The 26,893-nt window shown below is 37.9% G+C and carries 28 protein-coding genes; 16 read left to right on the top strand and 12 right to left on the bottom strand.

Annotation, left to right across the window (positions count from 1 at the left end; genetic code table 11):
• Window positions 1-9 precede the first annotated feature (9 nt).
• The 9 genes from BUC16_RS08075 (at window position 10) to BUC16_RS08035 (ending at window position 5,192) form a co-directional block, all read left to right on the top strand.
• Complete coding sequence (locus BUC16_RS08075; RefSeq protein ID WP_073369648.1) at window positions 10-198, top strand: hypothetical protein; 189 nt, start codon at window positions 10-12, stop codon at window positions 196-198.
• 21 nt (window positions 199-219) lie between these two features.
• Window positions 220-384 carry an anaerobic ribonucleoside-triphosphate reductase gene (nrdD, locus tag BUC16_RS17580; protein ID WP_073369646.1) on the top strand — a complete coding sequence of 55 codons (165 nt, stop codon included), beginning with the start codon at window positions 220-222 and terminating at the stop codon, window positions 382-384.
• Entirely contained in the window at window positions 368-1,057 is a 690-nt protein-coding gene (locus tag BUC16_RS08065; RefSeq protein WP_073369644.1) for an anaerobic ribonucleoside-triphosphate reductase activating protein, read from the top strand. The genes nrdD and BUC16_RS08065 overlap by 17 nt, the downstream gene beginning before the upstream one ends.
• A 29-nt stretch (window positions 1,058-1,086) precedes the next feature.
• Window positions 1,087-1,536: an RrF2 family transcriptional regulator gene (locus BUC16_RS08060; RefSeq protein ID WP_073369642.1), complete on the top strand. Its 450-nt coding sequence runs from the start codon at window positions 1,087-1,089 to the stop codon at window positions 1,534-1,536.
• A 137-nt stretch (window positions 1,537-1,673) separates the two neighbouring features.
• Entirely contained in the window at window positions 1,674-2,327 is a 654-nt protein-coding gene (locus tag BUC16_RS08055; RefSeq protein WP_073369639.1) for a carbonic anhydrase, read from the top strand.
• 165 nt (window positions 2,328-2,492) lie between these two features.
• Complete coding sequence (locus BUC16_RS08050; RefSeq protein WP_073369636.1) at window positions 2,493-3,278, top strand: hypothetical protein; 786 nt, start codon at window positions 2,493-2,495, stop codon at window positions 3,276-3,278.
• Between the two features lie 423 nt (window positions 3,279-3,701).
• The gene (locus BUC16_RS08045; RefSeq protein ID WP_073370212.1) at window positions 3,702-4,094 is read left to right on the top strand and encodes a DUF1801 domain-containing protein; all 393 of its coding nucleotides are present in this window, start codon (window positions 3,702-3,704) and stop codon (window positions 4,092-4,094) included.
• Window positions 4,095-4,123: 29 nt separating this feature from the next.
• A complete protein-coding gene (locus BUC16_RS08040; protein WP_073369634.1) occupies window positions 4,124-4,477 on the top strand; it encodes a DUF2200 domain-containing protein in 354 nt (117 codons plus the stop codon).
• Between the two features lie 250 nt (window positions 4,478-4,727).
• Window positions 4,728-5,192, top strand: coding sequence for a hemerythrin domain-containing protein (locus BUC16_RS08035; RefSeq protein ID WP_073369632.1), 465 nt, complete (start codon window positions 4,728-4,730; stop codon window positions 5,190-5,192).
• Between the two features lie 81 nt (window positions 5,193-5,273).
• Here the strand turns inward: BUC16_RS08035 and BUC16_RS08030 are convergent, their stop codons facing one another.
• Complete coding sequence (locus BUC16_RS08030) at window positions 5,274-7,088, bottom strand: hypothetical protein (protein ID WP_073370211.1); 1,815 nt, start codon at window positions 7,086-7,088, stop codon at window positions 5,274-5,276.
• 567 nt (window positions 7,089-7,655) lie between these two features.
• Here BUC16_RS08030 and nadA point away from each other — a divergent pair.
• The 6 genes from nadA to BUC16_RS07995 all read left to right on the top strand — a co-directional run bounded on the left by nadA (window position 7,656) and on the right by BUC16_RS07995 (window position 13,969).
• A complete protein-coding gene (nadA, locus tag BUC16_RS08020; RefSeq protein ID WP_073369629.1) occupies window positions 7,656-8,585 on the top strand; it encodes a quinolinate synthase NadA in 930 nt (309 codons plus the stop codon).
• Complete coding sequence (gene nadB, locus BUC16_RS08015) at window positions 8,586-10,115, top strand: L-aspartate oxidase (protein ID WP_073369627.1); 1,530 nt, start codon at window positions 8,586-8,588, stop codon at window positions 10,113-10,115.
• A 95-nt stretch (window positions 10,116-10,210) separates the two neighbouring features.
• Window positions 10,211-11,401 carry a BamA/TamA family outer membrane protein gene (locus BUC16_RS08010; RefSeq protein WP_073369624.1) on the top strand — a complete coding sequence of 397 codons (1,191 nt, stop codon included), beginning with the start codon at window positions 10,211-10,213 and terminating at the stop codon, window positions 11,399-11,401.
• 134 nt (window positions 11,402-11,535) lie between these two features.
• On the top strand, window positions 11,536-12,129 hold the full coding sequence (locus BUC16_RS08005; protein WP_073369622.1) for a Crp/Fnr family transcriptional regulator: 594 nt from the start codon (window positions 11,536-11,538) through the stop codon (window positions 12,127-12,129).
• A complete protein-coding gene (locus BUC16_RS08000) occupies window positions 12,129-13,361 on the top strand; it encodes a hypothetical protein (protein ID WP_073369619.1) in 1,233 nt (410 codons plus the stop codon). Before BUC16_RS08005 ends, BUC16_RS08000 begins: the two co-directional genes overlap by 1 nt.
• Before the next feature lie 65 nt (window positions 13,362-13,426).
• Window positions 13,427-13,969: a fasciclin domain-containing protein gene (locus BUC16_RS07995; RefSeq protein ID WP_073369617.1), complete on the top strand. Its 543-nt coding sequence runs from the start codon at window positions 13,427-13,429 to the stop codon at window positions 13,967-13,969.
• An 84-nt stretch (window positions 13,970-14,053) separates the two neighbouring features.
• On the opposite strand, the gene BUC16_RS07990 is transcribed toward BUC16_RS07995, so the two are convergent.
• From BUC16_RS07990 to BUC16_RS07960, 7 genes are all read right to left on the bottom strand, one after another.
• Window positions 14,054-14,425 carry a group III truncated hemoglobin gene (locus BUC16_RS07990; protein WP_073369615.1) on the bottom strand — a complete coding sequence of 124 codons (372 nt, stop codon included), beginning with the start codon at window positions 14,423-14,425 and terminating at the stop codon, window positions 14,054-14,056.
• 209 nt (window positions 14,426-14,634) lie between these two features.
• Window positions 14,635-15,402, bottom strand: coding sequence for an ABC transporter permease subunit (locus BUC16_RS07985; protein WP_073369613.1), 768 nt, complete (start codon window positions 15,400-15,402; stop codon window positions 14,635-14,637).
• A gap of 96 nt (window positions 15,403-15,498) precedes the next feature.
• Window positions 15,499-16,206: an ABC transporter ATP-binding protein gene (locus tag BUC16_RS07980; RefSeq protein ID WP_073369611.1), complete on the bottom strand. Its 708-nt coding sequence runs from the start codon at window positions 16,204-16,206 to the stop codon at window positions 15,499-15,501.
• Complete coding sequence (locus tag BUC16_RS07975; protein ID WP_073370209.1) at window positions 16,203-17,432, bottom strand: nitrous oxide reductase family maturation protein NosD; 1,230 nt, start codon at window positions 17,430-17,432, stop codon at window positions 16,203-16,205. The genes BUC16_RS07980 and BUC16_RS07975 overlap by 4 nt, the downstream gene beginning before the upstream one ends.
• Window positions 17,432-18,451 carry a nitrous oxide reductase accessory protein NosL gene (locus BUC16_RS07970; RefSeq protein WP_073369608.1) on the bottom strand — a complete coding sequence of 340 codons (1,020 nt, stop codon included), beginning with the start codon at window positions 18,449-18,451 and terminating at the stop codon, window positions 17,432-17,434. The genes BUC16_RS07975 and BUC16_RS07970 overlap by 1 nt, the downstream gene beginning before the upstream one ends.
• A 64-nt stretch (window positions 18,452-18,515) precedes the next feature.
• The gene (gene nosZ, locus BUC16_RS07965; RefSeq protein ID WP_073369606.1) at window positions 18,516-20,495 is read right to left on the bottom strand and encodes a Sec-dependent nitrous-oxide reductase; all 1,980 of its coding nucleotides are present in this window, start codon (window positions 20,493-20,495) and stop codon (window positions 18,516-18,518) included.
• A 32-nt stretch (window positions 20,496-20,527) separates the two neighbouring features.
• The gene (locus BUC16_RS07960) at window positions 20,528-21,004 is read right to left on the bottom strand and encodes a c-type cytochrome (RefSeq protein WP_073369604.1); all 477 of its coding nucleotides are present in this window, start codon (window positions 21,002-21,004) and stop codon (window positions 20,528-20,530) included.
• Between the two features lie 197 nt (window positions 21,005-21,201).
• On the opposite strand from BUC16_RS07960, the gene BUC16_RS07955 reads away from it, so the two are divergent.
• Complete coding sequence (locus BUC16_RS07955) at window positions 21,202-21,654, top strand: DUF4890 domain-containing protein (protein WP_073369601.1); 453 nt, start codon at window positions 21,202-21,204, stop codon at window positions 21,652-21,654.
• Window positions 21,655-21,735: 81 nt separating this feature from the next.
• Here the strand turns inward: BUC16_RS07955 and hemL are convergent, their stop codons facing one another.
• The 4 genes from hemL to BUC16_RS07935 form a co-directional block, all read right to left on the bottom strand.
• Complete coding sequence (gene hemL, locus BUC16_RS07950) at window positions 21,736-23,022, bottom strand: glutamate-1-semialdehyde 2,1-aminomutase (RefSeq protein WP_073369599.1); 1,287 nt, start codon at window positions 23,020-23,022, stop codon at window positions 21,736-21,738.
• Between the two features lie 5 nt (window positions 23,023-23,027).
• On the bottom strand, window positions 23,028-23,885 hold the full coding sequence (locus BUC16_RS07945; RefSeq protein ID WP_073369597.1) for a glucosaminidase domain-containing protein: 858 nt from the start codon (window positions 23,883-23,885) through the stop codon (window positions 23,028-23,030).
• Window positions 23,878-24,774: a 1-aminocyclopropane-1-carboxylate deaminase/D-cysteine desulfhydrase gene (locus BUC16_RS07940; RefSeq protein ID WP_073369594.1), complete on the bottom strand. Its 897-nt coding sequence runs from the start codon at window positions 24,772-24,774 to the stop codon at window positions 23,878-23,880. Before BUC16_RS07940 ends, BUC16_RS07945 begins: the two co-directional genes overlap by 8 nt.
• 92 nt (window positions 24,775-24,866) lie before the next feature.
• Complete coding sequence (locus tag BUC16_RS07935) at window positions 24,867-26,636, bottom strand: DUF8693 domain-containing protein (protein WP_073369592.1); 1,770 nt, start codon at window positions 26,634-26,636, stop codon at window positions 24,867-24,869.
• Window positions 26,637-26,893: the final 257 nt, after the last annotated feature.

Here is a 26,893-nt window from a genome sequence, read left to right as displayed (position 1 = left end):
ATAAATACAATGAAAACAATAAACGACAATCAATACCTGAAAGAAAACGAACATTTGAGAACCAAATGCATAGTGTATATGCCAATGTTTAGCATTTGTTCGGTTCACGGTTATTTGAATGGCGAACATGAATATTGCCCAAAATGTGATAACACTTTAATTAAACTGGACGAAAAAATTTTAAAATCAATAAACTAACAATAAAAACAATTAAATATTATGAATGCAAAAAACAATAAATATCTAGAAGAAAACCAACATTTGAGAACCAAATGCTTGGTGTACACAAGAGTTATGGGCTATCATAGACCCGTAGAAAGTTTCAACATCGGCAAAAAAGGAGAACACAAACAACGAACTCATTTCAGTGAAGGAAAATGTTAGTACGCCAATTTACAGCTTAACACCATTCAGCTTATTGGATTACCCGGATAAAATGGCCTGCATACTTTGGTTTGCAGGCTGTAATATGCGGTGTTTGTACTGCTATAATCCCGAAATTGTCCAAGGAAAAGGAACACTTTCTTTTGAAGAAACAACCTCTTTCTTGCTTTCTCGAAAAAACTTGTTGGATGCAGTGGTCTTTAGTGGCGGCGAATGCATGATTCACAAAAATTTCGTTCCGTTCGTCACCGAAATCAAAAAGTTGGGGTTTCTGGTAAAAATAGACACCAACGGAAGTTCGCCCGAAGTCATGCAAAAATTGCTGTTCCTGCATCTTGTCAATTATGTCGCCTTGGATTTCAAGGCGCCAAAATCCAAGTTTGAAGCCGTCACGAAATCCGATTTATATGAACCTTTTGAAAAAACACTGGATTTGATATTGAAAGCCAAAATCCCTTTTGAAGTCCGCACTACCTATCATTCTGATTTGCTGACGGAAGAAGATTTGGAAGCCATGGTCTATTTTTTGGAAACCAAAAACTATGTGGGCAATTATTACATCCAATATTTCAGAAACAATGTCGATACACTTGGCAAACTGGAGCGTTCCAACAACAAAATCGACTGTAAAAAATTATCGACTCCAACCATAAAAATTATTCTAAGAGAATAAAATAAATTTGTTTAAATTTATAAGAAAATATGTTTTCAAAAACGTGTGAATACGGAATTCGAGCTGCCATTTTTATCGCATCCGAATCCCTACAAGACAAAAGAGTGGGCCTAAAAGATATTGCCCAAAAGATAGATTCCCCAGAGGCTTTCACAGCCAAAATCCTGCAAGTCCTGGCTCGAAACAAGATAGTCAATTCCATAAAAGGTGTTGGCGGCGGATTTGAAATTCCCAAAAAGAAGATGAAAAAAATCAAGATGACGCAAATCGTGAAGGCGATTGACGGCGACGTGGTTTTTACGGGTTGCGGTCTGGGTTTGAGCAAATGCTCCGATGAACATCCTTGTCCAGCCCACTTCAAATTTAAAAGCATCCGAACCGAGCTGGCCACAATGCTGGAAAACACCAATCTCGAAGAACTGGCGTTGGGCGTGGTCTCAGGCGATACTTTTTTGAGGTATTCTCCAGCACAAGTATAGCACAAAACATAAATTTCGGTTGCAGAAAACCAATAAAAGAATACAAATGAAATGAGCATAACCGATAAATTGGTCGCAAAAACCAATGATGATATGCGAATTACATATGACCGATAAAAAACAATAAATATCAACATATGAAAAATAGAATTACAGCATTGGCAATTATCTTGGCAACCACTTTGAGTTGCCAAAAACAAACCACGCCTAAAGCTGTTCCCAACAAGAATGAAACTCCTATCGAAAAATTGGTTTCAGGAAACAAAAGATTTCTGGACGAGAAATCAATCCATCCCCATCAAAACAAACAAACGGTTTTGGCCAACCAGGATGCCCAACATCCATTTGCCGTTATCTTGACTTGTTCCGATAGCCGAGTTTCCCCCGAAATTCTTTTTGACCAAGGAATTGGCGATTTATTCGTGATTAGAAATGCCGGAAACCTAATCTCCGACATTGACATGGGAAGCATTGAATATGCCGTGGAGCATCTCGACACCAAACTAATCGTCGTTTTGGGTCATACGGAATGCGGTGCCGTAAAAGCCTATGTGGGAGACAAAAACAATGAATACAAAAAACACCTTTCGCATATTGACGACATCGTGGCAACAATCGCCGATGAAAATGAGGAGAAACAAATTTCCAAAGAAGACTTGAATGCCTGCGTCATTGCCAACATCCAACACTCCTTGAAAATGATTCAAGAAAACCCAATCGTGAAAGAAAAACACGTTAAAGTGGTTCCAATGCAATACGACATTCATACTGGAAAATCCCTGACTTTGTAGTATCTATCTGTTTTTTTTTCAATGTTTCATTTGTAGAATAATCTTATATTTACGGGATTAAAAGCTGTTTTTGGTTCAAGACCTGCCTTTTTGGGTGGATTTTGGGATATTTGTGGATTCAAAATACAAATTACTGCAACACTAAAAAACTGCATACTTTGACAAATGAAAAGAAAAAACAACAACAATTTTATTAAACCTAAACAGACTTTCGAAATACGGAAGATTTTTTATAAACGACTCTTATATATTGGAATTTGCATAATTCCAATTATAATATTTGCAGATAACAAAGAAACATTCCGTCTTGTTCCTTTGCCATTTTTTTTGTTTGGAATGTACCAACTTATTCAAATTATTGGGCTTTCACAACTTATTGTAGACGACTTTTTTCCTCCAAAAACTTTATACGAAAAGACAACTAAACCATTTGACAAATTCATTTACTACTTTAGTTTTACTTTATTTTTTATTGGTCTTATAAGTTTAACATTTGAAATAAGAAATTTTGACAATACAATTAACGGAACTAAACTTTTTTGGACAGCAGGTTTTACAGGAATTGCTATAGCAATTATTGTGACTATAATTTTAAAATTAACAAGACCCAGTATTTACTATGAAAGTAAAAGAAGATATACTGTCCATTTTGGTTTTTTTGTTGGACTGTTTCTTATTTCAACATCCTTAACAGGTTTTGTTAATCATCATTTTGCTGACAATATAAAAATTTGCAAAAAATATATTATAGAAAGGAAATCAACAAGTAATGGTCGTACGTCAAATGAATACTTTTTCTACTTGAAAACAGAAAATAATAATGAGGAAAGGCTTTCAGTAGGTAAAACACGATACAAAAATTATGAAGAAGGAGAAAAAATAGAACTTTGCATGCTAAAAGGAAAATTTGGATTTCTTTTTGTAAAAGAATTTAATAAAGTAAAAAAATAAAAAACATTCCACTCCTAAAAGTATTCTAAAACCCAAAATAGAATTAAAAATCAATTGTTTCATTGAGAAAATCCAACGGATTTTAATATTTATAGAAACCAATTTATTGTTGAAATTTATGTGACCCCAGCTGGGGTCGAATACCTACCATATCCTTTTTCTATAAACATTTGACCTTTCCAAGGTCATTTAATTTTTAGATTAAGATATTCTAAACTTCCCAAAGTCTTCTCGAAAACCAAAACAACATTAGAAATCAGTTGCTTTACATCCCCACTTAAAACCCTTTTAAAGAACACTTCTAAAAGCAGATTTACATTGTAGATTTGGCAAATCCGGAAAATAAATCTTAATTTTATTCCCTATCCTGACACAGTAATGGGACATATTATAGCCTATAAAGACAACCTCAATCGGACGGCAATGGAAAAAGAAGTTAAAGCATATAATGACAAACAAACCCCGAACGACCAAGAAATTTGCGACCAACTTGCTGCAATCATAAACAACGAACTGGCCGAAGCAGAATCTAAAGTTTGGCATGCGCACCCAGTTTGGTTCTTGGACGGCAATCCAATTGTTGGTTACAGCAAACAAAAAGCGGGAATCCGGCTCATGTTTTGGAGTGGAGCAGACTTTGAAGAGGACGATTTAAACGTAAAAGGGGCTAAATTCAAGGACGCCTCCATTTTCTACAATAATTTTTCAGAAATCGAAGCAACCAATTTAAACCGTTGGCTGAAAAAATCAAGAGAAATTCAATGGGATTATAAAAACATAGTCAAAAGAAAAGGACAATTGGAAAGGTTGAAATAAATGAAGAGAGTAACCTTAAAGCACAAGGCATGAATCACGACGAACGTATTGCACAAATGACATTCGCCTCGGTATATCCGCATTATATTGCAAAAGTGGAGAAGAAAGGCAGAACCAAAGAAGAATTGCATCAAGTAATCGAGTGGCTAACTTCTTATGATGAAAAAAAGCTGCAAGAACTCATAGAAGAAAAAGCAAGTTTTGAAAAATTCTTCCAGAATGCCACATTAAATCCCAATGCACGGCTCATCACTGGCGTCATCTGTGGCTACAGGATTGAAGAAATCACGAATCCATTGACGCAACAAGTACGTTATTTGGACAAGTTGGTGGACGAATTGGCAAAAGGACGCAAGATGGAGAAGATTTTGCGAGTTGGATAGAGCATTTAATACTTTTCCTTTGCAAGCAAAAAGTAACATCTTTAAGTCAAGTCCCCGTCAGTTCGAGTGTTTTATTTAAAAAATGCGACAGCTTTTTTAAATAAAATGTATCGAGAACTATACAATTACAAGCTTCTCGATACAATCCCGCCCAAAAGCGGGATCACTCGAAGTGACGGCTAAAAGTCTTAACTTAATAAAATTGAGCAAGAGCATCCTGCACATAAACACCCTATAAAGCAAAAACAAAATGGAAGAGAAAAAACCTTTAAAAAGAGCAAAGGATTTACAACTTTTAAGCCACGATCATTATCACGGATTGAAGTTGTGTTGGAAAATAAAAACGGGATTGTCCAAAAAAATTGCTCCCGAACGCATCAAAACGTATGCGGATTGGTTTTATAAAAATCATTTGATTCCCCATTTTGAATTGGAAGAAAAATTGCTCTTTCCTATTTTAGATCCCGAAAATGAACTCATAAAACGCGCCATTGCGGAACATAGAAGTTTGGAACGATTATTCAAGGCCTCTTCCGACCTGGAGAAAAATTTACTTCTCATAGAATCTGGATTGAATGCCCACATTCGATTTGAGGAAAGAGAATTATTTACCGAAATTCAAAAAGTGGCCAGCGCAGACCAATTGTCCAAAATCAATGCTGCCCATTCCGAAGAAGTTTTTGTCGAAAACGAAAATGATGTTTTCTGGTCATAAACATCCTCCAATACAACCTAAAAAAGAACAAGCCCGCTCAATAAATAAGCGGGCTTGTTCAGGAAAACATATAAATAATTATTACGCAGGTACTAATTCAGGTACTTTAATTTCAACTATTCTTGTTTTGTAAGATTCAAGTTGGTTTTGAATCTCCTTGATACTATTTTCAAAATAATTGGAAGTCGAAAACAAATTATGATAAAATTCGATTCCTTCCAACATGTTATTTTTGAACGCATTCCATTTCTTGATTTGTCCAGCGGTCAAATCGGCAGTCGTGTCGTTGATTTCTTTTTTCAAATAATCGACATACATTTTCAATTCTTTTACAAACAGATTTGGACGATTGGCATCCGTCATCACATTGGCTTTGCCATAAATGTGTTTCACCATTTCCAAAAGCGAAACTTCTTTGTCAAAATAAGCCATGTTTGGTCCAGGACAAACAATCACGCCTTGCTCCTGGCCTTTGATCTTGATGTCGTTTTCCAGATAAGACGCATTGGCAAGACCCACGCAAAGACAGGCTTTTTCGGTAATATTGAATTTCATTTTCTCGAAAGTCGAAGCCGACAAAGTATCTTTTATCGCTTCCAATTCCGCCAATTTCACGTCTTGAAATTTCTTGGAAGAAGTACAAATTCCTTCCGGGCCAAATTCTTTGCTTAACGCCAAGAATTTTTTCGGGCAAGAGCTTCCTGCCTTGTTTTCGTCAATACGTTTTTGTTTGAACATTTCGTTGGTCGTGCCTCTCAAAGTGTTGAATGGAACTCCCAATGGCGAAATATGGCTCAAATACAAATCTTTTTCTTTGGCATTCATCAATAATTTTCTGGTCTCGGCATCAACCGAAGTGGCTTCAGGAACCAATAAAAACGGTGTTCCCCAACCCACGGAATCCACATTGTAATGATCCAGCAAGAAGTCTTGTTCTTCCGATGTTCCTACTCCGCCTTGAACCGTGATTTTTAAATCCAATGGTTGTTCTGGAACGTGCATTTCTTTTTGTGCCAATACTTTCACCATGATATCGTGAGCCGATTGAACCAATTGGTCTTTTTTATGTTTGAATTCCTCCATAATCGGACCCAATAAAAATCCTTCGGTGGCAAAAGCGTGTCCACCACAATTCAATCCAGATTCGATGCGGTATTCAGAAACCCAAAGCCCTTTTTTGGCCAAGTAATTCCCTTGAATCATCGCCGAACGGAAATCGCTCACTTTCAGCGTAATCTTCTTTTTTAGAGTATTGTTGAAATCAGGAAAAAAGTCCTTGAAGTTTTCAAAATAAGCAAACAATCTCGGGTTCATCCCCGCAGAAAGCACTACCGAAGAAGTCAAATTACTGTTGGCAAAACCACGAAGTGCCGCGTGTGCGTCATTGAATTCCACCGGCAATTGCTCGTCTTTGACAAAATTGTCCTTGTCGAGTTTGGTCATGATGTTCACGTCGATGTCTCCGGCAGAAAGATTGTTTTCAAGGTAATGTTTGATGTTGTCCTTGAATGCAATTCCATCTTCCAACAAGTTTTCCAATCCTTTCTTGATTTCGGATTTGTTGGGCAACATGGCGATGTAATTTTCCAAAGCGGCTTTGCTTTCGGCTAATTCTGTCTTGAAATTTTCGAATTTCTCTTTTACGATTTTGTCCACCAAGTTCAAGTAGGACGTGATTCGCTCTGCACGATAATCGTGTATTTTTTGGGTAATTTCTTGATAAGGAATGTCGAATTTTTGACTATAAAAAGCTCTCATCTTTTCAATCAATTCATCATCAGCAATTGAAATTACTGAAGAAATGCCATACTTTGCCACTCGAATAGGACTATCAATCGTGTACGCCAATCCCATAACAGGAATGTGGAAAGTATGCAATGGTTTATTTGTCGTCATTTTTAAAATAATTTGGTTTAATATATTGGGGGCAAAGTTCGGGAATGGCATCAGGATAAAACCTGATAATTATCATACAATCTTGTCCTTAATTGGTTAGGTTGTTTTTTTAACATTATTTTCCAGAAAAACGTAAAAAAATAATTATCAAAGAATCCATAAAAATTCGCTCGAATGGAACTTGCTTGCGAAATTCTTTTTTTCAGCAAACAGGAAGTTCTTCTGGATTGAACAGTTAGCAAAAAAGGATTCGTCTACTCGATTTCAATTAAAAAATGTGATAGTTTTTTTCAACAAAATACATAGAGAACTCTGTCCTTATTGGCCTCTCGACACCATTTCCAACAGTAAATCTGTCGCATTACTGTTAAAAACCACTCGAATTGACAGCTAAAAGTCTTAACTTAACGACATTGGGCACAACCTGTTTATTTAGATTTTCCATTAAAAAAAGACAAATACATAACTTTTTTTCAATTTATTGTTTTTCAAAATAAGTGTATCTTTGTGCGATATTATTTTTACGCCAAAATATAGTCAAAACAAGAATATTAAAATTGATTAAGGATGAAAAATCTTAAAGAACGAATATTGGAACTGAAAAAAGAGAAAAATGCGGTTATTTTAGCGCATTATTATCAAGAAGCCGATATTCAAGATGTGGCAGATTATGTGGGTGACAGCTTGGGCTTGTCTCAAGAAGCGATGAAAGTGGATGCCGACATCATCCTTTTTGCGGGTGTGCATTTTATGGCCGAAACGGCGAAAATATTGAACCCTTCCAAAAAAGTAATTCTTCCCGATTTGAAAGCGGGTTGTTCGCTTGCCGAATCCTGTCCTCCGGAAGATTTCAAGAAATTTACCGAGGCGCATCCCGACCATATTGTCATCACTTACGTGAATTGTTCTGCCGAAGTAAAAGCCTTGACCGACATCGTGGTGACATCGTCGAATGCCGTTAAAATTGTGGAATCCATTCCAAAAGACAGACCTATCATATTTGCTCCGGACAAAAATTTGGGAAAATACGTGATGGAAAAAACCGGCCGTGATATGTTGCTTTGGGACGGTTCATGCGTGGTGCACGAAGCTTTTTCATTGGACAAACTGATTGCTTTGTACAAAGAAAATCCGGATGCCAAAATCATTGCGCATCCTGAATCGGAAACGCATATCCTGAAAACGGCCAACTACATTGGTTCGACTGCCGGAATGATTGATTTTGTAAAAAAAGATCCAAGCAACAAATTTATCGTAGCCACCGAAGCAGGTATTCTGCACAAAATGAAACAGGAAGTTCCTGAAAAAATATTAATTCCGGCACCTTCAAACGAAGATAACACTTGTGCTTGCAGCGAATGTGGTTACATGAAAATGAACACTTTGCAAAAAGTTTATGATTGTTTACTCAACGAAACCCCTGAAATCACTGTTCCAGACGACATCATGAAAAAAGCATTGGTTCCAATCGAACGCATGCTTGAATTATCCAAATAAATGATCCAAACAAACTACTTAATCATAGGTTCCGGTGTGGCTGGATTGACTTTTGCCGTAAAAATTGCCGAGCGATTTCCAGACAAAAAAGTCACGATTGTTACCAAGGCAAACGAAAACGAATCCAACACGCGCTATGCCCAAGGCGGCATTGCGATTGTCACCGACAAAATCGAAGATTCCTACCAGAAACACATTCAGGACACCTTGATTTGCGGCGATGGTTTGTGTGACGAATCCGTGGTGGAAATGGTGATTACCGAAGGACCTAAAAGATTAAAGGAATTGATTGAATGGGGAGCCAAATTTGACAAAAACACCCAAGGAACCTTGGATTTAGGCAAAGAAGGCGGCCATTCCGAAAACAGGGTCGTGCACCACAAAGACCAAACCGGTCAAGAAATACAACGTGCCATTTTAAGCCAAGTACATCAAAAAGAAAATATAACGGTTTTAGATTATCATTTGGCGCTTGATTTAATTACCGAAAACAACAAATGTTTGGGTGCTTATGTTTTGGATCAAAAAACAAAGGAAGTACTCAGTTTTCAATCGGAATATACCTTGCTGGCCACTGGCGGAATTGGACATTTGTACGGTCATACCACCAATCCAGTTATTGCCACCGGCGACGGAATTGCCATGGCTTCAAGAGCGAATGCCGTTATCAAGGAAATGGAATTTATCCAGTTTCACCCAACAGCTTTATACGATGCCTCGACGGGAACTTCTTTCTTGATTTCGGAAGCGGTTCGCGGTTTTGGTGCCTATTTACGTACCAAAAACGGTCATAGATTCATGCCCGATTATGACTCCAGGGGCGATTTGGCTTCGCGTGACATTGTTTCGCAAAGCATCGATTTGGAACGCAAAAAAACAGGCGACGATTGCGTTTATCTGGATTGCACCCATTTGGATTTAGACGGTTTCATCAAACATTTTCCAATGATTTACGAACGTTGCAAAAGCGTGGGGATAGACATTGCAAAAGATTGGATTCCCGTGGTTCCTGCCCAGCATTACCTTTGTGGCGGAATCGTGGTGGACAAAAACGGAAAAACTTCCGTGGAAAATTTATTTTCCTGTGGCGAATGTTCCCGAACCGGATTGCACGGTGCCAATCGTCTGGCCTCCAATTCCCTTTTGGAAGCCTTGGTCTATTCGGATAAAATATACCATTATTTGGCCGACACTTCTTTGGAAAAAACTCCATTCATTGGAACCGTTTCAGATTGGAAATTGACTTCAAAGCCAGAAATAAATCCCGATTACGTGGCCAAAACCAAAGCGAATTTACAACTTTTGATGCGTCAAAATGCCGGAATTGTCCGCAATGATGCCGATTTAATCAAGGCCAAAAAACAACTTTCCCATTGGAAAAACGAAGTGGAAGAACAGCTAAAAAGCCACAATGTCAATGCGGAATTGTATGAATTGCAAAACATGATTACCATTGGCCTCTTGATTGTACAACAATCCATTGAACGTGATGAAAATCGAGGTGGATTGGTAAAGATCAATGCAAAATAAACACGATTTCGGGCAACAAAAATGAGCCCCGATTATACCAATAAAACAGGCTGTGGCAGTTATTTTTTTTGATTATTTTTCATTAGTTTTATTGAATGAAAAACAAACTCCTTTTTATACTACTGCTGCTATTTGTAGTTCTTGAAGTAAAGGCTCAAGACAAGGACACTTATTTTATCACTGCCAATAACGACACCATTATTCAAAAAGACGGCATCGACTATTTGATTCAATTGTTCAAAATCAACAAGAGCCAGGAAAAGATTCAAAACAAGAAAGTCAATTTTTCGTTTTTCCCGACCGATGCCCGAAACGCAGGCGAAAGAGTGCTGGTTTCTTCTTTCAACGCCACTTTTTTATTGGGTGACAAATCCAACACCAACAATTCCACCGTCTATTTTATCCCTTATATTTCCTTTAAAAAGCAATACGGCGTGGAACTTTATCCCACGGTTTGGCTCAAAAAAAACAGCTGGAATTTTGTTGGCGAATATTTTGCTCTAAACTTTCCGCAGGATACTTGGGGTTTGGGAGGAAATACGCCTAAAAGCAACGAAACTTTGGTTGATGGCAAACAAATACGTTTTCATCAAAATGTCTTGAAAGGTATTTTTCCCAATCTAGCTGTTGGAATAGGATACCAATTTGACGAACATTATGAACTTGAAATAGACAATGCCGACAACCCTGATTTCCCCGACACGGGCACCCAAAAAAGTATTTCTTCCGGCTTGTCTGTCCCCATAGTTTACGACAACAGGAAGAACATCATCAATCCACAAAAAGGGTTTTATTCGAGTTTTACTTATTTGTTTAACGACCCGGCTTTGGGCAGCGACAACAAATGGCAATCCATCTTTGTTGATGTTCGAAAATATTTTTCAATCCCTTACGCCCGAAGCGTTTTGGGTTTTCGCTCGTATTATTGGACCATACTTTCAGGAAAAGTTCCCTATTTCGATTTGCCTTCCACCCGAACCGAACCCAGCACCGGAATGACGTCCAGGGGAATCCAAAAAAACAGGTATCGAAGCAATGCGATGCTTTTCTTTGAATCCGAATACCGATTCAACATTACACCAAACGGTTTTGTGGGCGGCGTTCTGTTTGCCAATACAACTTCCGCATCGGAATACGAGACCCAGCATTTCAAACATTGGCAACCTTCAATCGGTACGGGAATTCGATTAAAATTCAACAAATACACCAAGGTCAACGTGGCTTTCGATTTTGGAATCAGTAAAGATTATGCAAGCGTCTATTTGAATATTGGAGAGGCTTTTTAGTGAACATCATAGGATTAAACATGGCATTATGATTTGGGTCATAATTTCCTTAACTTTATAAAATTAAATTTGTGGTATCCGTTGTATTTTTCAAATAAATTGAAAAAATACAGCAAAATTTCTCGACATCAATTATGCAAATAGATTTAGATTTACTTTATTCTTGGGGCGCCGTTGCCAAAAAGTACAAGAAAAATGAAATTATTTTTGACGAAGATGAAATGGCTAATTTTTACTTTCAAATCCTTGAAGGAAGTGTTCGTTTATTCAATTCAAATGATGAAGGCAAGGAATTTACCCAAGGGATTTTTTGCTCGGGAGACGGTTTTGGCGAACCTCCTTTATTCATAAATGAAACCTATCCCTCAAAAGCCGTAACGATTCAGGACAGCACCATCCTAAAATTATCCAAGGAAAAATTTTTCAAAATCCTCGATGAATATCCATCCATCCAAAAATATTTTTTGACTTTACTGGCCCAAAAAATTCATTCCAAATCGAAAACTTCAAAAGAAATCATCAATCAAAAACCCGAGCATAGAATTGTGGCTTTTTTAAATTCGTTCAAGAAAAAAACAGGAAGTACCAATGAAAAAATCTTGATACCGTATACCCGCCAGGAAATTGCAAATTATACCGGATTGAGAGTGGAAACAGTTATTCGCGTATTTGCCCAAATGAACAAAAACAACAAAGTCGAAATCATACACCACAAAATCTATTATTAATGGCAATGAACATCAAATATTGGTTGAAAATTTCGTTGTTAAACCTTTGCATTGTTGCAGCTCTTGGTGTTTTGATGCGCTATAAAATTGGATTCGAATTTCCGTATCTAGACCAAAAATACCTGCAACATTCCCATTCGCATTTTGCTTTTTCGGGTTGGCTGAGCCATACTTTGATGGTTTTGACGGTGTATTTCCTCCAAACTAAAATCACCAATTTCAACGGAAACAAATACAAATCCATCATTATTGCCAACCTGGTTTGCTCCTACGGAATGCTTGTTTCCTTTATCATCGAAGGCTATGGCTTGGTTTCCATAATATTGTCTACCGCTTCCATTTTTGTCTCTTATGCTTTTGCTTATCGATACATCAAGGATTTAAAATCATTGGATGATGATTGGATTGCAAAAAAATGGTTAAAAGCGGCCGTGTTTTTCAACGTTATTTCTTCTTTGGGCACATTTTATTTGGCTTACATGATGGCCAGCAAAAACATCGTGTTGGATTTGTATCATTCCTCGATTTATTTTTACCTGCATTTTCAATACAATGGTTGGTTTTTCTTTGCTTGCATGGGTTTGGCTTTTGGTTTTTTAAACCTTCGAAAATCCGAACATTCTTTTTATGAAACTTCGTTCAAGTTGTTTGCCGCGGCTTGTGTTCCAGCTTATTTTTTGTCGACACTTTGGTTGGATCTACCTCTTTGGCTTTATGCAATTACAGTCATTGCGGCCATAGTCCAGGTTTTCACTTGGTTCAAACTTCTTTCTATTTTACTGAAAACCAGGAGGAATTCATTTGAAAACTATGCTCCACTATTGCGATACATTTTGTGGTTCGTGAGCTTGGCCCTGAGCATCAAATTATTGCTTCAACTGGGTTCCACCATTCCAGCCATTAGCCAATTGGCATTTGGTTTTAGACCCATTGTCATTGCTTATTTGCATTTGGTTTTGTTGGCCATAATCAGCTTGTTTGTATTGTTTTACATTTACGCCAATCATTTGATTATCATCAACCAGAACATAAAACATGGAATATTCCTGTTTTCGATTGGAGTGTTGTTGAACGAAATTGTTTTGGCTATCCAAGGTCTGGCTGCCTTTTGCTACATCCCAATTCCTTACGTGAATTACATCCTTTTTGGAATCGCGATTATTTTATTGATTGGAATTGGATATACGACCTATTTTTCCATAAAAAAAGTTAAAAATAAACCTCTTTTATGATTGCACTCATAAAATAATTGTTTAAAAATTAAGTGCTTTGCTTTAGAACTTTAAGTATCTTAATTATGAAAAAAACTACCCAATTGATGTTAATCGCCAGTTTTGTTGCCGTATTTGGTTGCAAACAAAATAGCGAAACCACAACAGAAACAACAGAAGCACAAACTACAGGACAATCAGGCGTGCAAGACGCCAGTTCAGCACCAAACATTGTCCAGGTTGCCGCCGGCAGCAAAGACCACACTACGCTCGTTACCGCAGTAAAAGCTGCCGAATTGGTGGATGCCTTGAGCAATGCTGGACCTTTTACCGTTTTTGCCCCAACAAATGCGGCTTTCGACAAACTTCCTGCCGGAACAGTTGATGGTTTGTTGAAACCCGAAAAAAAGGAAGATTTGGCCAATATTTTAGGCTATCATACTTATGTGGGCTCATTGAAAACAGAATACATGCAAGAGGGTCAAGAGTTTGACATGGTGTATGGCGGCAAAGTAAAAATCACCAAAAAAGGAGACAAAACTTTTGTCAACGGCTCGGAAATCGTGGCTTCAATACCAACATCAAACGGGATAATCCACGTGATTGGCGATGTATTGCTTCCAAAATAAATTATTAATTCGCTTCTATATAGGTTAAACAAAAAAGCGAGAGTTGCAGCAACTCACGCTTTTTTTATGGAATAAATTTAGTCATTATCTATGCGCTTTGTGCATCATTGCCACGGCAATATTGGTGGCTCTTTGTTTGATTTCTTCTGCTTTTGGTCCCTTAAACAACTCATCGACTGTCGCATCAAACACGGCATTCCAGTGTTGAAAATGATTTTCTTTCACCTCGCTCTTTTTGTGCAATTCTTCGTGCGCCACCATTGGATTCCCATCATAATCTCCCGAAGACAACAAAATGTTTTCAAAAAAATCACACATTTTGGGCAAATGAATTTCCCAGTTTGTTTTGGCCACATCATTAAAAAAATAACTGATTGCCTCATCCTCCATCACTCTGCCATAAAACACATGGACCAACTTCTCAATGTCTGCCCTATTCTTGATATCTGTTTTCATAAGCTCATTTCATTTTTATCTTTTATGACCGTCCTTAATGCGTACCAAGTCTTTTTTTTTGCCACTGATTTGCTTCGCCTGTTCGCTATCGCTCGGGTCACAGATTAACACAGATGTTATACGTTTTATTAAAGAAATCTGTGAAAATCTTTTTAATCTGTGGCGATTTTATCGCTTTGGCATTAGTCACGGATAGTCATATTAACTTTTTACAAATCTTTATTTTTAAACTTTTTAAGCGAAACACAAAACGGAATGACTATCCACAAACACAACAACAGAAACGAAACCGCCAATCCTGTCGTCGTCCCGAAGAAGTCCTTGAAAATAGCTCCCGTATAACCCATCATCGCCGAAACGTCAAGCTGCAACAAGATTTGGATTCGCGCCAAATCTATGGGGCTGAAAGCTGTAACGGCCACCATTGCTTTTTCGATGGGATATTCCGAAAACTGGAACAACAAAAACAAAACCATTCCATCAAAAAGCAAGGCGAAAAACAACCACGTCATTATGGAAATTCCTATTCCCTTGGCTTTGTCTCGGGTAAGAATCGAACTCAAGAACGCCAAAGCCACAAAAATCAGGGAAATCAAGCAGCCTACAATTACCATCATTATCCCGACGCTGTCCGGCGCATTAACCAAAAGTGGAATTCCCGCTCCAATAAAAAAAGCGGCCACCATCGACAACGACAATCCCAGGAACAAACTCAACCAAATCTTTTTTCTTTTTATGGGTTGGCTCAACAAAAGCTCGATAAATTCGGCACTGTTGTACAAATAAATCGTTGCAAAAAGAATGGAAACCAAGGGAACCGTAAATAAAATTACGTTCAAAATCGTGAGTAATCCCTTGGCAGAATTGTCTTCCAGCCCAAAGGAACTCCAGGAAAGCAGCGCCAAAATCAAGGTGTAAGCCAACACGATCTTGTTCTTTAGAATGTCGAGAAATATGATTTTAATGATTCTGTTCATATTACAAAAATTAAGTTTTATTTCTTTTTCAAACCATTAAGGAAATTAAGGAAATACTTAATGAAACTTAATTTCTTAATGGTTCAAAATAAAGTTTCATTGTTTAGATTTCAAAATGCTCGCAATAGCCTTGGATATTTTTTGTTCGTTCGTGGATTCCAACAAATCGGCGATGGTTTTATGGAAATGGACTTTACCGTCCTGCATAAAAATAATCTGGCTAATCATGTCGTCGAGTTCGCTCAAAAGGTGGGACGTAATCAATATGAGTTTACCTTTTTCTCTTTCCTTGATTATTTTATCCTTCAAAATTTCTGAAGCCAATGGATCCAATCCCGCCGTTGGTTCGTCCAAGATCAACACGTCGGGATTGAAGAGAAAAGCTAAAATGGCACTCACTTTTTGGGTTGTCCCTCCGGAAAGTGTCCGCATTTGTTTGTCGAATATTTTTTCGAGTTCGAAAGCCTTGATTAAATCTTCGTCCAAAGCTTCATTGGAATTTCTGATTTTCTTGATCATTTCGATGATTTGACCCACCGTCATATAATCGGGATAACGCCCTATTTGAGGCATATACCCTATTTGGTCTCGATATTTGTATTTTTTGAGTATTGATTTTTTATCAAATAAAATATCGCCTTTGGTAGGAATGACCATTCCCAAAATACTTTTTATCAAGGTGGTTTTTCCGCAACCATTTGGACCAATTAGCGCGATGCATTCCCCTTTGTTGAAAACAAGATTGACATCGTTCAAGACTTCTAATTTTCCAAATTTTTTATATATGTTTTTAATTGCTATCATAAAGGCAAGGAGTGCATTAATGGGGTTTTGTCAACAAAATTGTCCGGCGTGATGCTGGGTAAAATCTTCTCGGATTTATCCAAAAGCGTAATCATGAAACTCCTGAAAAGCAACATCGCCGATGGATTGTTTTCGGTAATGACGGCGAACAAACTCAAGGGATGAAATGGCACGTCTCCCACTCCATTTTTGTCTAAATCGTAGCCTTCGTATTTGTCCCAATAATTGCCGTTGAAAGTATTGAGAACCAAGCTTCCGTTCGTGCTTATGTCAAAAGTGTTGCCCACGAAATTATTGCTTTTTATTTCATTTTCCATACAACTGGCCTGAATTTTCATTCCCCAACCATTGGCTTCAAAAATGTTTTTTTCGACCAAAATCCTCGTCGTTCCTTCCATGTGAATTCCCGAGGTGTTTCTGGCAAATTTGTTCCCGACGATGTTGCTATCCGAGATTTCTTTTAGGAACAATCCGTAGGCGGCATCGCCCCAATTTTCCTCGAAATGATTGTTGAGCATCTTGACTCTTTTGGTAAACATCACGGCAACTCCGGCGCCATTGTTTTTGAAAACATTTGAAATGTAGGCATCGTCATTGGAAAACATGAAATGCAATCCGTAGCGAATATTTTTTGTGGAAAAATTTCCCTTGATTATCGAATTGGTCACGAATTCAAAATAAATTCCGTCGCGATGACCTGAAATAGTGTTGGAAATAATTTGGAGCTTGTCGCTTTTCCAGCAATGAATTCCGTTGCCAATGCGTTGTTCTTCTTTGCCATAAGCCGAAATTTTATTGTTTTTTACAATACAATTGGCTCCGTTTTGAATGTAAATTCCAAAAAAATTATCGTCAAGAATATTGTTCTGGATAACCACGTTTTTTTTGTTGTACACCTTGATTCCACAAGGATCTTCTAGCGTGGCATAACCAGACTTTATGACTTTGAAACCTCTCACAATTACGCCATCGGATTTTATGGACAAGACTTCATATTTCTTTTGTCCGTCCAGAACTGGGTAATTTTTGCCAATAAAAACTATTCTTTTATCGATGATGATATTGCCTTCTTTATAATGTCCTTTGTGAACCAAAACCGTGTCGCCCACTTTGGCCAATGCAACGGCTTTCGTGATTGATATTACGGATTTATTTGCCCCAACTTCAATCACCCTGGCTTGAAGAAAGGAAGAAAACAAGAGGAATATGTAGAAGATTTTTTTCATTATTTTTTTATAATCGCTTCCCATTTAATTGGTTTTGCGCTCAGTTTTGTTCCAAATTCTTTGGCATCCTTTTCTTTGGATAAAGCAATGATTCCACCGTGCATTGGACTTTGAATCGTTCCACCTGAAAGAAAAAATGCAGTTTCGGCTGGAATTAGATTATTGTCTTGTGCAAAATCATTCACATAATAAGCCCCTATTTTTGTATTGGCATTTTCTTTGCAATAATTGGCCATACAGCTAATATCGTCAAATTTATAGACTCTTCCTTTTTGGGTAATTACTTCGGCACCATACTTCCCGTCGGCAATGCTCATTTTACAAAAATCGCAATTGTCGGTATTCAATTTAATGGGCTCTACCTTGAAATCTCCACACGACATAAAAGAAAGTGACAATACAAGAACCAAAACAGCCTCGATTTTGGGCTTTCTAAAAGCTCTATTTATTAAGCGGGTTTCTTTTGCCACAATTGCAAAAAGCAATACTCCAGCCGTAATCAGCATACAACCACCAACGTCAGGAATAGAAAAAGCTCCAAAATTCAGCAGTTGCTTGTACCCAATCAATGGCGGTTGATACGCCATTCCCGGTACTACAATGGCAGCATTTGGATTCAGGTTGTGTCCGTATTCATAGTTCCATCTGTAGAAATCAACGCCTGCCAAAATGCCGAAAAGCACAAAAGACACTAATAATAAAATTACTCCTTTTATTCTATTCACAAAAACCATTGCCAGGGTAAATAAACCAAAAAAACCAACTATATAGGGCAATATTTTAAATTCAGGAAAATCTTCGGTATGCAAGGTTTTCATTCCGATATAGTGATTCAATCCGTTGATGACATCCACATCGCCACCAATTTTGTTGGCGTGCAATTGCAATACCAATCCTTCGGGATATTGAGGCGCTTCGAGTTCAATTCTCCACATTGGAAACAACAGCGACGCGAAAAACAAGGCGCTCACTGCCAAAAGAACTACTTTTGAAAATAAAGCTATTTTTGAAGTGTTCATACTAATTGTTGGTATAAAAAAAGGGAACAAAGAGACTTTGTTCCCTTTTTAGTAAAGAAATTAATTATTTAGTAGCAGCCGGAAGGTTTGTTCCCAAACTAAAAGTCAAGGGCACATTGCTTCCTGCAGGAGACACTCTCACGTATCCTTGCATTTCTTGGTGCAAAGCACTACAAAAATCAGTACAATAGAACGGGAAGATACCCACTTTTTTAGGAATCCATTTCAAGGTGCAAGTTTCGCCCGGCATTATCAACAACTCGGCATTATCGGCTCCTTTTATGGCAAATCCGTGAGGAACATCCCAGTCTTGTTCCAAGTTGGTTATGTGGAAATAAACCTCGTCACCTAATTTTATTCCTTCAATATTATCGGAAGCAAAGTGTGAACGAATAGAAGTCATGTAGACATCGATTCTTTTTCCATTTCTTACCACTTTTGCTTCTTTTTCTCCTTTGGTTGCAAACGGATGATTATTGTCTTCGATTTTGAAGAATTTCAACTGACCGTTGTTTCTAATCAAATCGGCTGGAGCTGCTTGTGCATAATGAGGTTCTCCAATGGTTGGAAAATCCAGAATCAACTGCATTTTGTCGCCGCTAATGTCAAATATCTGTGCACTTTGAGCCAATTCTGGCCCCGTTGGCAAGTATCTGTCTTTAGTGATTTTGTTGTAGGCAATCAGGTATTTTCCGAATGGTTTTTTGCTGTCTCCACCAGGAATACACAAGTGACCAACAGAATAATAGGTTGGAACCCTGTCCAATACTTTCAATGATTTGATATCCCATTTCACCACTTCGGAAGAAACGAAGAAAGTGGTATACGCATTTCCTTTTCCGTCAAATTCGGTGTGCAATGGTCCTAAACCTGGTTTTTGAACTTCTCCATGAAGAGCAGCTTCATATTTGACAACTGGAATTCCATCATAATCTCCGTCAAATTGTTTGTTTTTGATGGCATTTTGTAATTTGTCGAAACTAAATACAGGAATCAAAGCAGCCAATTTTCCTGAACCCACGATGTATTCTCCCGTTGGATCCACATCACAACCGTGAGGTGATTTTGGACAAGGAATCATATAACAAATGTCTTTCAATTCTTTGGCACTCAAAACCAATACTTCCGATTTCATTTCAGATTTGGCAGTATGTGTTTTCTCGTCCCAAGTATTGTGGACATATTTTGCAGCTACTTTTTTTCCTTTGCCCGCTTTGATGTATTCTTCGGCTTTTTTCCAGTTTACCGCCATAATGAAATCTTTATCTTTTTGCGAAGCGTTTACTTCCAATAAAGTGTTGGCTTGTTCAGTATTGTAGCAAGAGAAGAAGAACCAACCGTGAGATTTGCCTTTACCGGCGTGACTCAAGTCGAAGTTAACTCCTGGTGCTTCGATTTGGAAAGAAAGATCCATTTGTCCTTCTTTGCCCACTTTTACAAAACTTAAATATCCTTTGAAGTTTTTCTTGTAGGTATTGATGGCTACATCTCCATTGGCATTGTCTGGTGGAACGCTAAAACGGGTTCCCGCAACTACATATTCCGTGTTTTCAGTAATAAATGGAGAAGAGTGATTTCCTGCACTGTTTGGCAACTCAATAATCTCGGCAGTTTTAAACGTTTTTAGGTCGAGACGAGCAATTCTAGGCGTGTTATTGGCATTGGCAAAAAGCCAACGTCCATCCACTTCACCATTGGTTTGAGACAATTCGGTATGGTGTTGATCGTCCCAAGGCACAAAACCGTGGGAAGTGTTCAACATTGGTTTGGTTTCTTCGCTGTAACCATAACCACTTTGCGGATCTACCGAAAAAACGGGAACCACTCTCAACAATCTTCCACTTGGAAGACCGTAAACGCTCACTTGGCCACTAAATCCTCCCGAAACGAAATTGTAAAATTCGTCATATTTTCCGGGTGCCACATACGCTTTTTGCGCAGCGTCGCCACTCACGACATCACCAGAATTTTTGGGTTTACAGGAACTAAAAAATGCGGCCACCATTGTAAGGGCTAAAGTCGCTTTTAAAAATTTATTATTCATCTTGTTTTGGTTATTAAATGGTTTTTTAATGCTTATTTGACACCGTCATTTTTGCGCATAAATTCCAGAATGTTTCTTGCATCAGTATCTGAAAGTGATTGGTTTGGCATACGCACCATACAAAGTTCCAATTGAGCTTGAAGCTTAGGGTCTTTGTCAATCATTGGGTCAGGATTGGTGATGAAGTTCATGATCCATTCCGGTTTATGTCTTGAAGTCACACCTTTCCAACCTGGCCCAACTAATTTTTCATCTGTCAATTTGTGGCAAGCGGAACATTTAACGGATTGAATTTTTTCGCCTTCGGTAACCAAGGCCTCATCGAGTTTGTCTCCCAATTCTACCGAAGAATATTTCCCAATACCTCTATTAGGATCATAAGTGGATGGGTCTGCGGCTTGTTCGGTAGTTGCGGCTCCGCCAGTTGAAAAGTCTTCGCTTGCATTTTCCTTCTTACCGCAAGAAGTAAACAGTGCTAATGCGACAATAAATAAAGATAATTTGTACATAAAAGTTAGATTTTAAATTTCTTATACAAATTTGGGAATACTTAAACCGATAAATTATGATTGTAATCATACTTGAGAAGAAAATGCACAAACAACTAAACAATTGATTACAAGAATTAAAATCTAATATTTCGCTACTGATTAAACCTTTTTCATCTATCTGTGTCTTATTATCATAACTTAAAAAAACATAACCCATGAAAAAATTAATTCTAATGACTTTCCTTATGGCCGGGATGACCATAATAGCACAACCTAGAAATAATAAGCATCAAGGAAATGGGATGGAGCAATTTACTCCAGAACAAAGAACTGAATTACAAGTAAAAAAACTTACCCTGGAATTAGACTTGAATGAATCTCAACAAAAAGAAATGAAAGCCTTTATCGCCGACAAGAATACCAAAATGGAGGCTCATAGAACAGCAATGAAAGCGATGAAAGATAAAGAAGTAAAACCTACCAGTGATGAACTTTTTGCCATGAAAAGCAAAATGCTTGACGAACAAATTGCCACTAAAAAAAGAATACAAAAAATCCTTAATGAAAAGCAATTTGAAAAATGGACTGCTTTAAAAGAAGAACACCATGGTGATCGCAAAAGGAATCGTCAGGGGAGACATCCAGAAAAACAACAAAGAAGAGGTTAAAAAAAAATAATAGTTAGTTAAATTGGTTGATTTGTGAAACTTCCGGCTGGTTACCGGAAGTTTTTTTATTTCCAATAATAACTAAAAAGTCTTCGAAACTTTATCGATGGCTCGAATGGTAAAATCCAGGTCTTCATAAGTAAGCGCATCGGTGATAAACCAAGTTTCATAGGCCGATGGCGCAATATAAATACCTTCTTGCAACAATCCGTGGAAGAATTTCTTGAAGGTTTCGTTGTCTCCTTTAGCAGCAGTTTGAAAATCATATACTGGAGCCGTATCAAAATGCACCGAAATCATGGACCCCACTCTATTGATGGTGAAATCTACTTGGTTTGCTTTTAAAACTTTGTCAATTCCCGCAGCCAAATAAGCCGTCTTTTCTTCCAATCTTGTGAAAATTTCTCGGTCGTTATCCAATGCTTGCAACATCGCCAATCCCGCGGCCATCGCCAAAGGATTTCCCGACAAAGTTCCAGCTTGATACACAGGACCTAGTGGCGCCAAATAATTCATGATTTCGTTTTTGGCCGCAAAAGCTCCCACAGGCAATCCGCCACCAATCACTTTTCCGAAGCAAACAATATCGGCATTGATGTTGAACAATTCTTGAACTCCACCTCTGGCAAGCCTGAATCCAGTCATTACCTCATCAAAAATCAGGAGAATTCCGTTGTCTGTACACAATTGGCGCAAGCCTTCCAGAAAACCTTTGTTGGGCGGAATACAACCCATGTTTCCTGCAACTGGCTCGACGATTATGGCTGCTATTTCGTTTTTATTGGCTGCGATTAAAGCCGAAACATTGTCTAAATCATTGTATTTTGCGAGCAAAGTATCTTTTGCCGTTCCAGCCGTCACGCCAGGACTGTTTGGAGAACCAAAAGTAATGGCCCCGCTTCCGGCCTGTATCAAAAACGAATCGGAATGCCCGTGATAACAACCGGCAAACTTGATTATTTTGTCTCTTTTGGTAAATCCGCGAGCCAAACGAATCGCGCTCATGCAAGCTTCGGTTCCTGAATTGACGAACCTGATTTTGTCGATATTGGGCACCATGGAAACGGCCAAAGCCGCGATTTGGGTTTCCAATTCGGTTGGCATTCCGAAAGAAGTTCCCGATTTGGCTTTCTCTGTCACGGCATCCACAACGGGTTGAAAAGCGTGGCCCAAAATCATTGGTCCCCAAGAATTGATGTAGTCTATTAATTTGTTTCCATCTTCGTCGAATAGATAAGCTCCTTTGGCACTTTTGACGAAAATTGGCGTTCCTCCCACTGCCTTGAAAGCACGAACAGGCGAATTTACACCACCCGGAATTACTTTTTCGGCTTCAGCAAAAAGCTGACTGCTTCTTTGATACAACATGTGTTTTATTTTTTTATTAGTATGGTTTGCCCCACTGAAATAGCATTGTCAAAAAGATTGTTTTGCTTTTTTAACTCTTCAACGGGAATATTATATTTTTTGGAAATCGAATATAAAGTGTCTCCTTTTTGGACTTCATATTGATTTGTTTTATCATTAAGAACTACTTTGGTAGCAGCATTTGCATTTTGGCTTTTATCCAAAACATAATCCTTTCCCAAAACCAGGTTGTCGAATTGATCCAAATGATACCGCTCAATATAATTGATTAATTTTTCGGGATAATTAGGATCCGTGGCATAACCGGCTTTTTTTAATCCTCTTGCCCAAGCTTTATAATCGCCTTTTGGAAGACTAAACAACGAGGCATATCGGGTTCTTTTTGAAATAATGTCGGCATGATCCTGATATGATTCTTGGGGATTTTTATATTTTCGGAAACATTCTTGGAGGGCATCGTCGTCCTGATTTATGGTTTCTCCCGCCCAATCTTTGTAACATTTTATTCCAAAATGATTGTTTGCCGTTAGCGCCAAGGTACTTTGGCCAGCACCCGATTCCAGGATTCCTTGAGCCAAAATGATACTCGCCGGAATACCGTATTTTTTCATGTTGTTCATCGCAATGTCTTTGTAATGGATCACATAGCCATTTATCCCATCCGAAGTTACGACGGTTCTTGAAGTCGATTGTATTACTTCTTTATCTGTTTTTTTTCCTGTACTAGTCGTGTTTTTCGACGTATGGACATTTCCTTTTTTATAATTGGAATTTCCTGCCTTTGTGGTTACAATAGGAGATTTAGAAGAGGAACAACCCACCAAGGTTAAAATTGCGACTACAAGTACTATTTTTTTATACATCTATGGCTATTATTGGTAAATGCTTGTTTTTCAATTTGACATTCATTCCTGCTATTCCCTGAAGTCCACCGGTGTGAATGAGTAAAATTTTGGAATTCTCCCGAAAATAATTCTTTTGAATTAAATCCATAACGCCAAAAACCATCTTTCCCGTATAAATGGGATCCAAAGGAATTTCGGTCTCTTCAAAAAACTGGTTGATAAAAGCTATTAATTCTGGATTCACTTTGCCGTAACCTCCAAAATGATAATCCGTAATCAATTCCCAGTTTGAGTTTCGGGCAAATTTACGAATATCTTCTTTTAAAAAGTCCCCTTTCAAGGCTGGAAAACCCAAAACTTTTTGGTGTGGCAAAACACTGTTTATTAACCCCGAAATTGTTCCTCCCGTTCCAACGGCACAACACACAAAATCAAATTGGGCATCCTCTTGGGTCAAGATTTCTTCGCAACCTTTGATGGCAAATTCGTTGGTTCCTCCTTCGGGAACGAGATAAAAATCGCCAAATTCCTGTTTTAAATTGGCTATAAAATCGGCATCGGTTTTGTGGCGATAGTCTTCACGAGTGACAAATTTGAATTGCATTCCGCACTCTTGGGCAAACTGCAAGGTTGGATTTTCAGTTATTTTATCCCTCAATTCATCTCCTCTAATAATCCCGATGGTTTTGAACCCATATTCTTTTCCGGCATAAGCGGCGGCGGCAATATGGTTCGAGAATGCACCGCCAAATGTAAGGAGTGTTTCCTTGTTTTCGGCTTTTGCCTGAAGAATATTGTATTTTAGTTTTCGAAATTTATTTCCTGAAATAAAAGGATGAAGCAAATCTTCGCGCTTGATTTGCACTTCAATTGAATTGGGAAATTTTATGGATACTTGTTGATTCAAACCAAGATGTTTTTACAAAGGTAAATCAATATGAAACAAAAAATGCAATCCATTCCAGATTGCATTTTTTGTTTCATATTAATTTATGGGTTTTAGTTTTTTATAATAATTTTTGTCCCCATTTCTGATTTGTCATTTGCAGTTAATTTTACAATATAAACTCCATTGCTTAGATTAGCCGTTGAAAATGAATAAGAAGAATTAGTGCCCAATTTGTCTTTACTAAAAATTAATCTTCCCACCACATCGTATAAATTACAGCTAACCAATTCTGATTGCTTAGGATTATTGATAGTCAAGTTTTTATTTACATTGTCTTGTTGTACCAAAAATCTTTGACTTTCCATATCCTCAGTTCCCAAAGTGCCGTTTTTAAAAGTTATTTCATATCGAGTGTTATAGGTTCCGGCCGGCAAAGTCAAATCATAGAAACTGTTTTTGATGTCATAATATATATTGGTCGTTTTATCATGCAAGTACACGTTGCTGACTTCAGGAATATTCAACATTTGGTTTACCGTGATTTTGTAATTGGCTTGTGCATAATTTCTAAACCCTATTGGAATTTTCTTGTCAATATTAAACGGAAGAACATTTATCACATATTCACTATTATTGAGCACGAAGTAATTGTTTGCAGGACCGTCGTTTGGTGATGCCCCATCCAACGCACGATCAACACCGTCTGTTGATGCAGGATCAAAAATCAGTACCATCTGGCTAATTGGTCCATTATCCAAGACCGTGTTAAAACGGATTTGTGGACTGGGATCGGCAGCACTTTTTTTGTTTTTATCGTTTTTTATTCTTTCGAATTCGGATTCATTTCCTGCACCTTCTTTGACAAAAACCCTGTAACTATTTTTCATTTGAACATTTCCGTTCGCCAACCCTTCTACCAAAAAAGCCTGGCCAATAGGAGAATACCTTCTTTCATAAGATTTTCCAGAACTACCTATGTTGGAAACTTCATTTCCCAACCCATCATAGGTAAAAAACACGGCAGGAACATAGGCATTTGCGGCAGTATAAGTCCCATATCCTCCTTTATAATCAGCAACGTAATGCGAGTTTACCATTTTGTCCTGTTCCCAAAAATAGGCCGTTCCCGTGCAATTGACTTCTCCAAGTAAAAATGCTTGCAGATTAATTGCCGAAGGATACGGATTTCCCGTCAAGGTCCATTCACCTAACAAAACAGGAATATTGATGGTTCCATCATTAGGTTTTCCTCTAAAATCGTAACGTTGATGTTTTCCATCGGGATTATTTTGAACTCCGTCGACAGTTGTTGCATCAGTTCCCGAAGACCCTTTCATTGTAAAACCCTCACCGGGTGCCACAGTGGTAGTCGAGCCCACTTGAATCCAATCGGAATAACCACTTTTGTTGATAAACTTGTAAACCCAATAAGGAGCAATTGCCAAAGGAGAAGCAGTGCCATCATAAGAAGTGGATCCTAAAATAGTGGCCGGTGTTGTGGCGGTGGCGGTGGCGGCTCTTCCCAATAGCTTGATTCCAAAAGTATTGTTGACTGTTGTAGCCGCATCAACATTTCCCACGGGAGAACACCAATAATTGTATTGATAATTATTGACAGTCCCTTCTTGAAATACCGACAGACTCCCAATTCCCTTGTTGGCTCCCGCGCCTGTAGTGCCTTGCAATAATTGCCCTCCGTTTCTTAAATAGAAATTACTGGTCGATGCGTTCAACTCTATGTCATTTTTCACGTAAACATACTGGTTGTTTACATAAACATAGGAATTCGATTTCACGAACATATCCTGGGAATTTGCCTGAAATTGAAATAAAAATCCAACAACAATCAAGAAAATTTTTGATAGTATTTTAGATTTCATGATCTAATGTATTTTATAGTTATTCCTCGATTTTTTAAAATTTCAATCGAGCCGTTAAATGTTCTAAATATTTGAAACCAACCCTAAACTTAATCATTTTTCATTAAAAAACACCACTTAACCGCAATTATTATCGTCCAAATACATCATTAATTAATTTACCAAGTATAATATTACGTTAAAATCTTGAGAAATTCCATTTCAATTTAAAGAATATGAATTCAATTAGAAACACGCATTACTTTCTTTTATCCCTG

It is taken from the genome of Flavobacterium fluvii (assembly GCF_900129545.1).
Lineage (GTDB): Bacteria > Bacteroidota > Bacteroidia > Flavobacteriales > Flavobacteriaceae > Flavobacterium > Flavobacterium fluvii.
The sequence above is the reverse complement of the archived record's forward strand: the minus strand, read 5'-3'. Positions and strand labels throughout refer to the sequence as shown.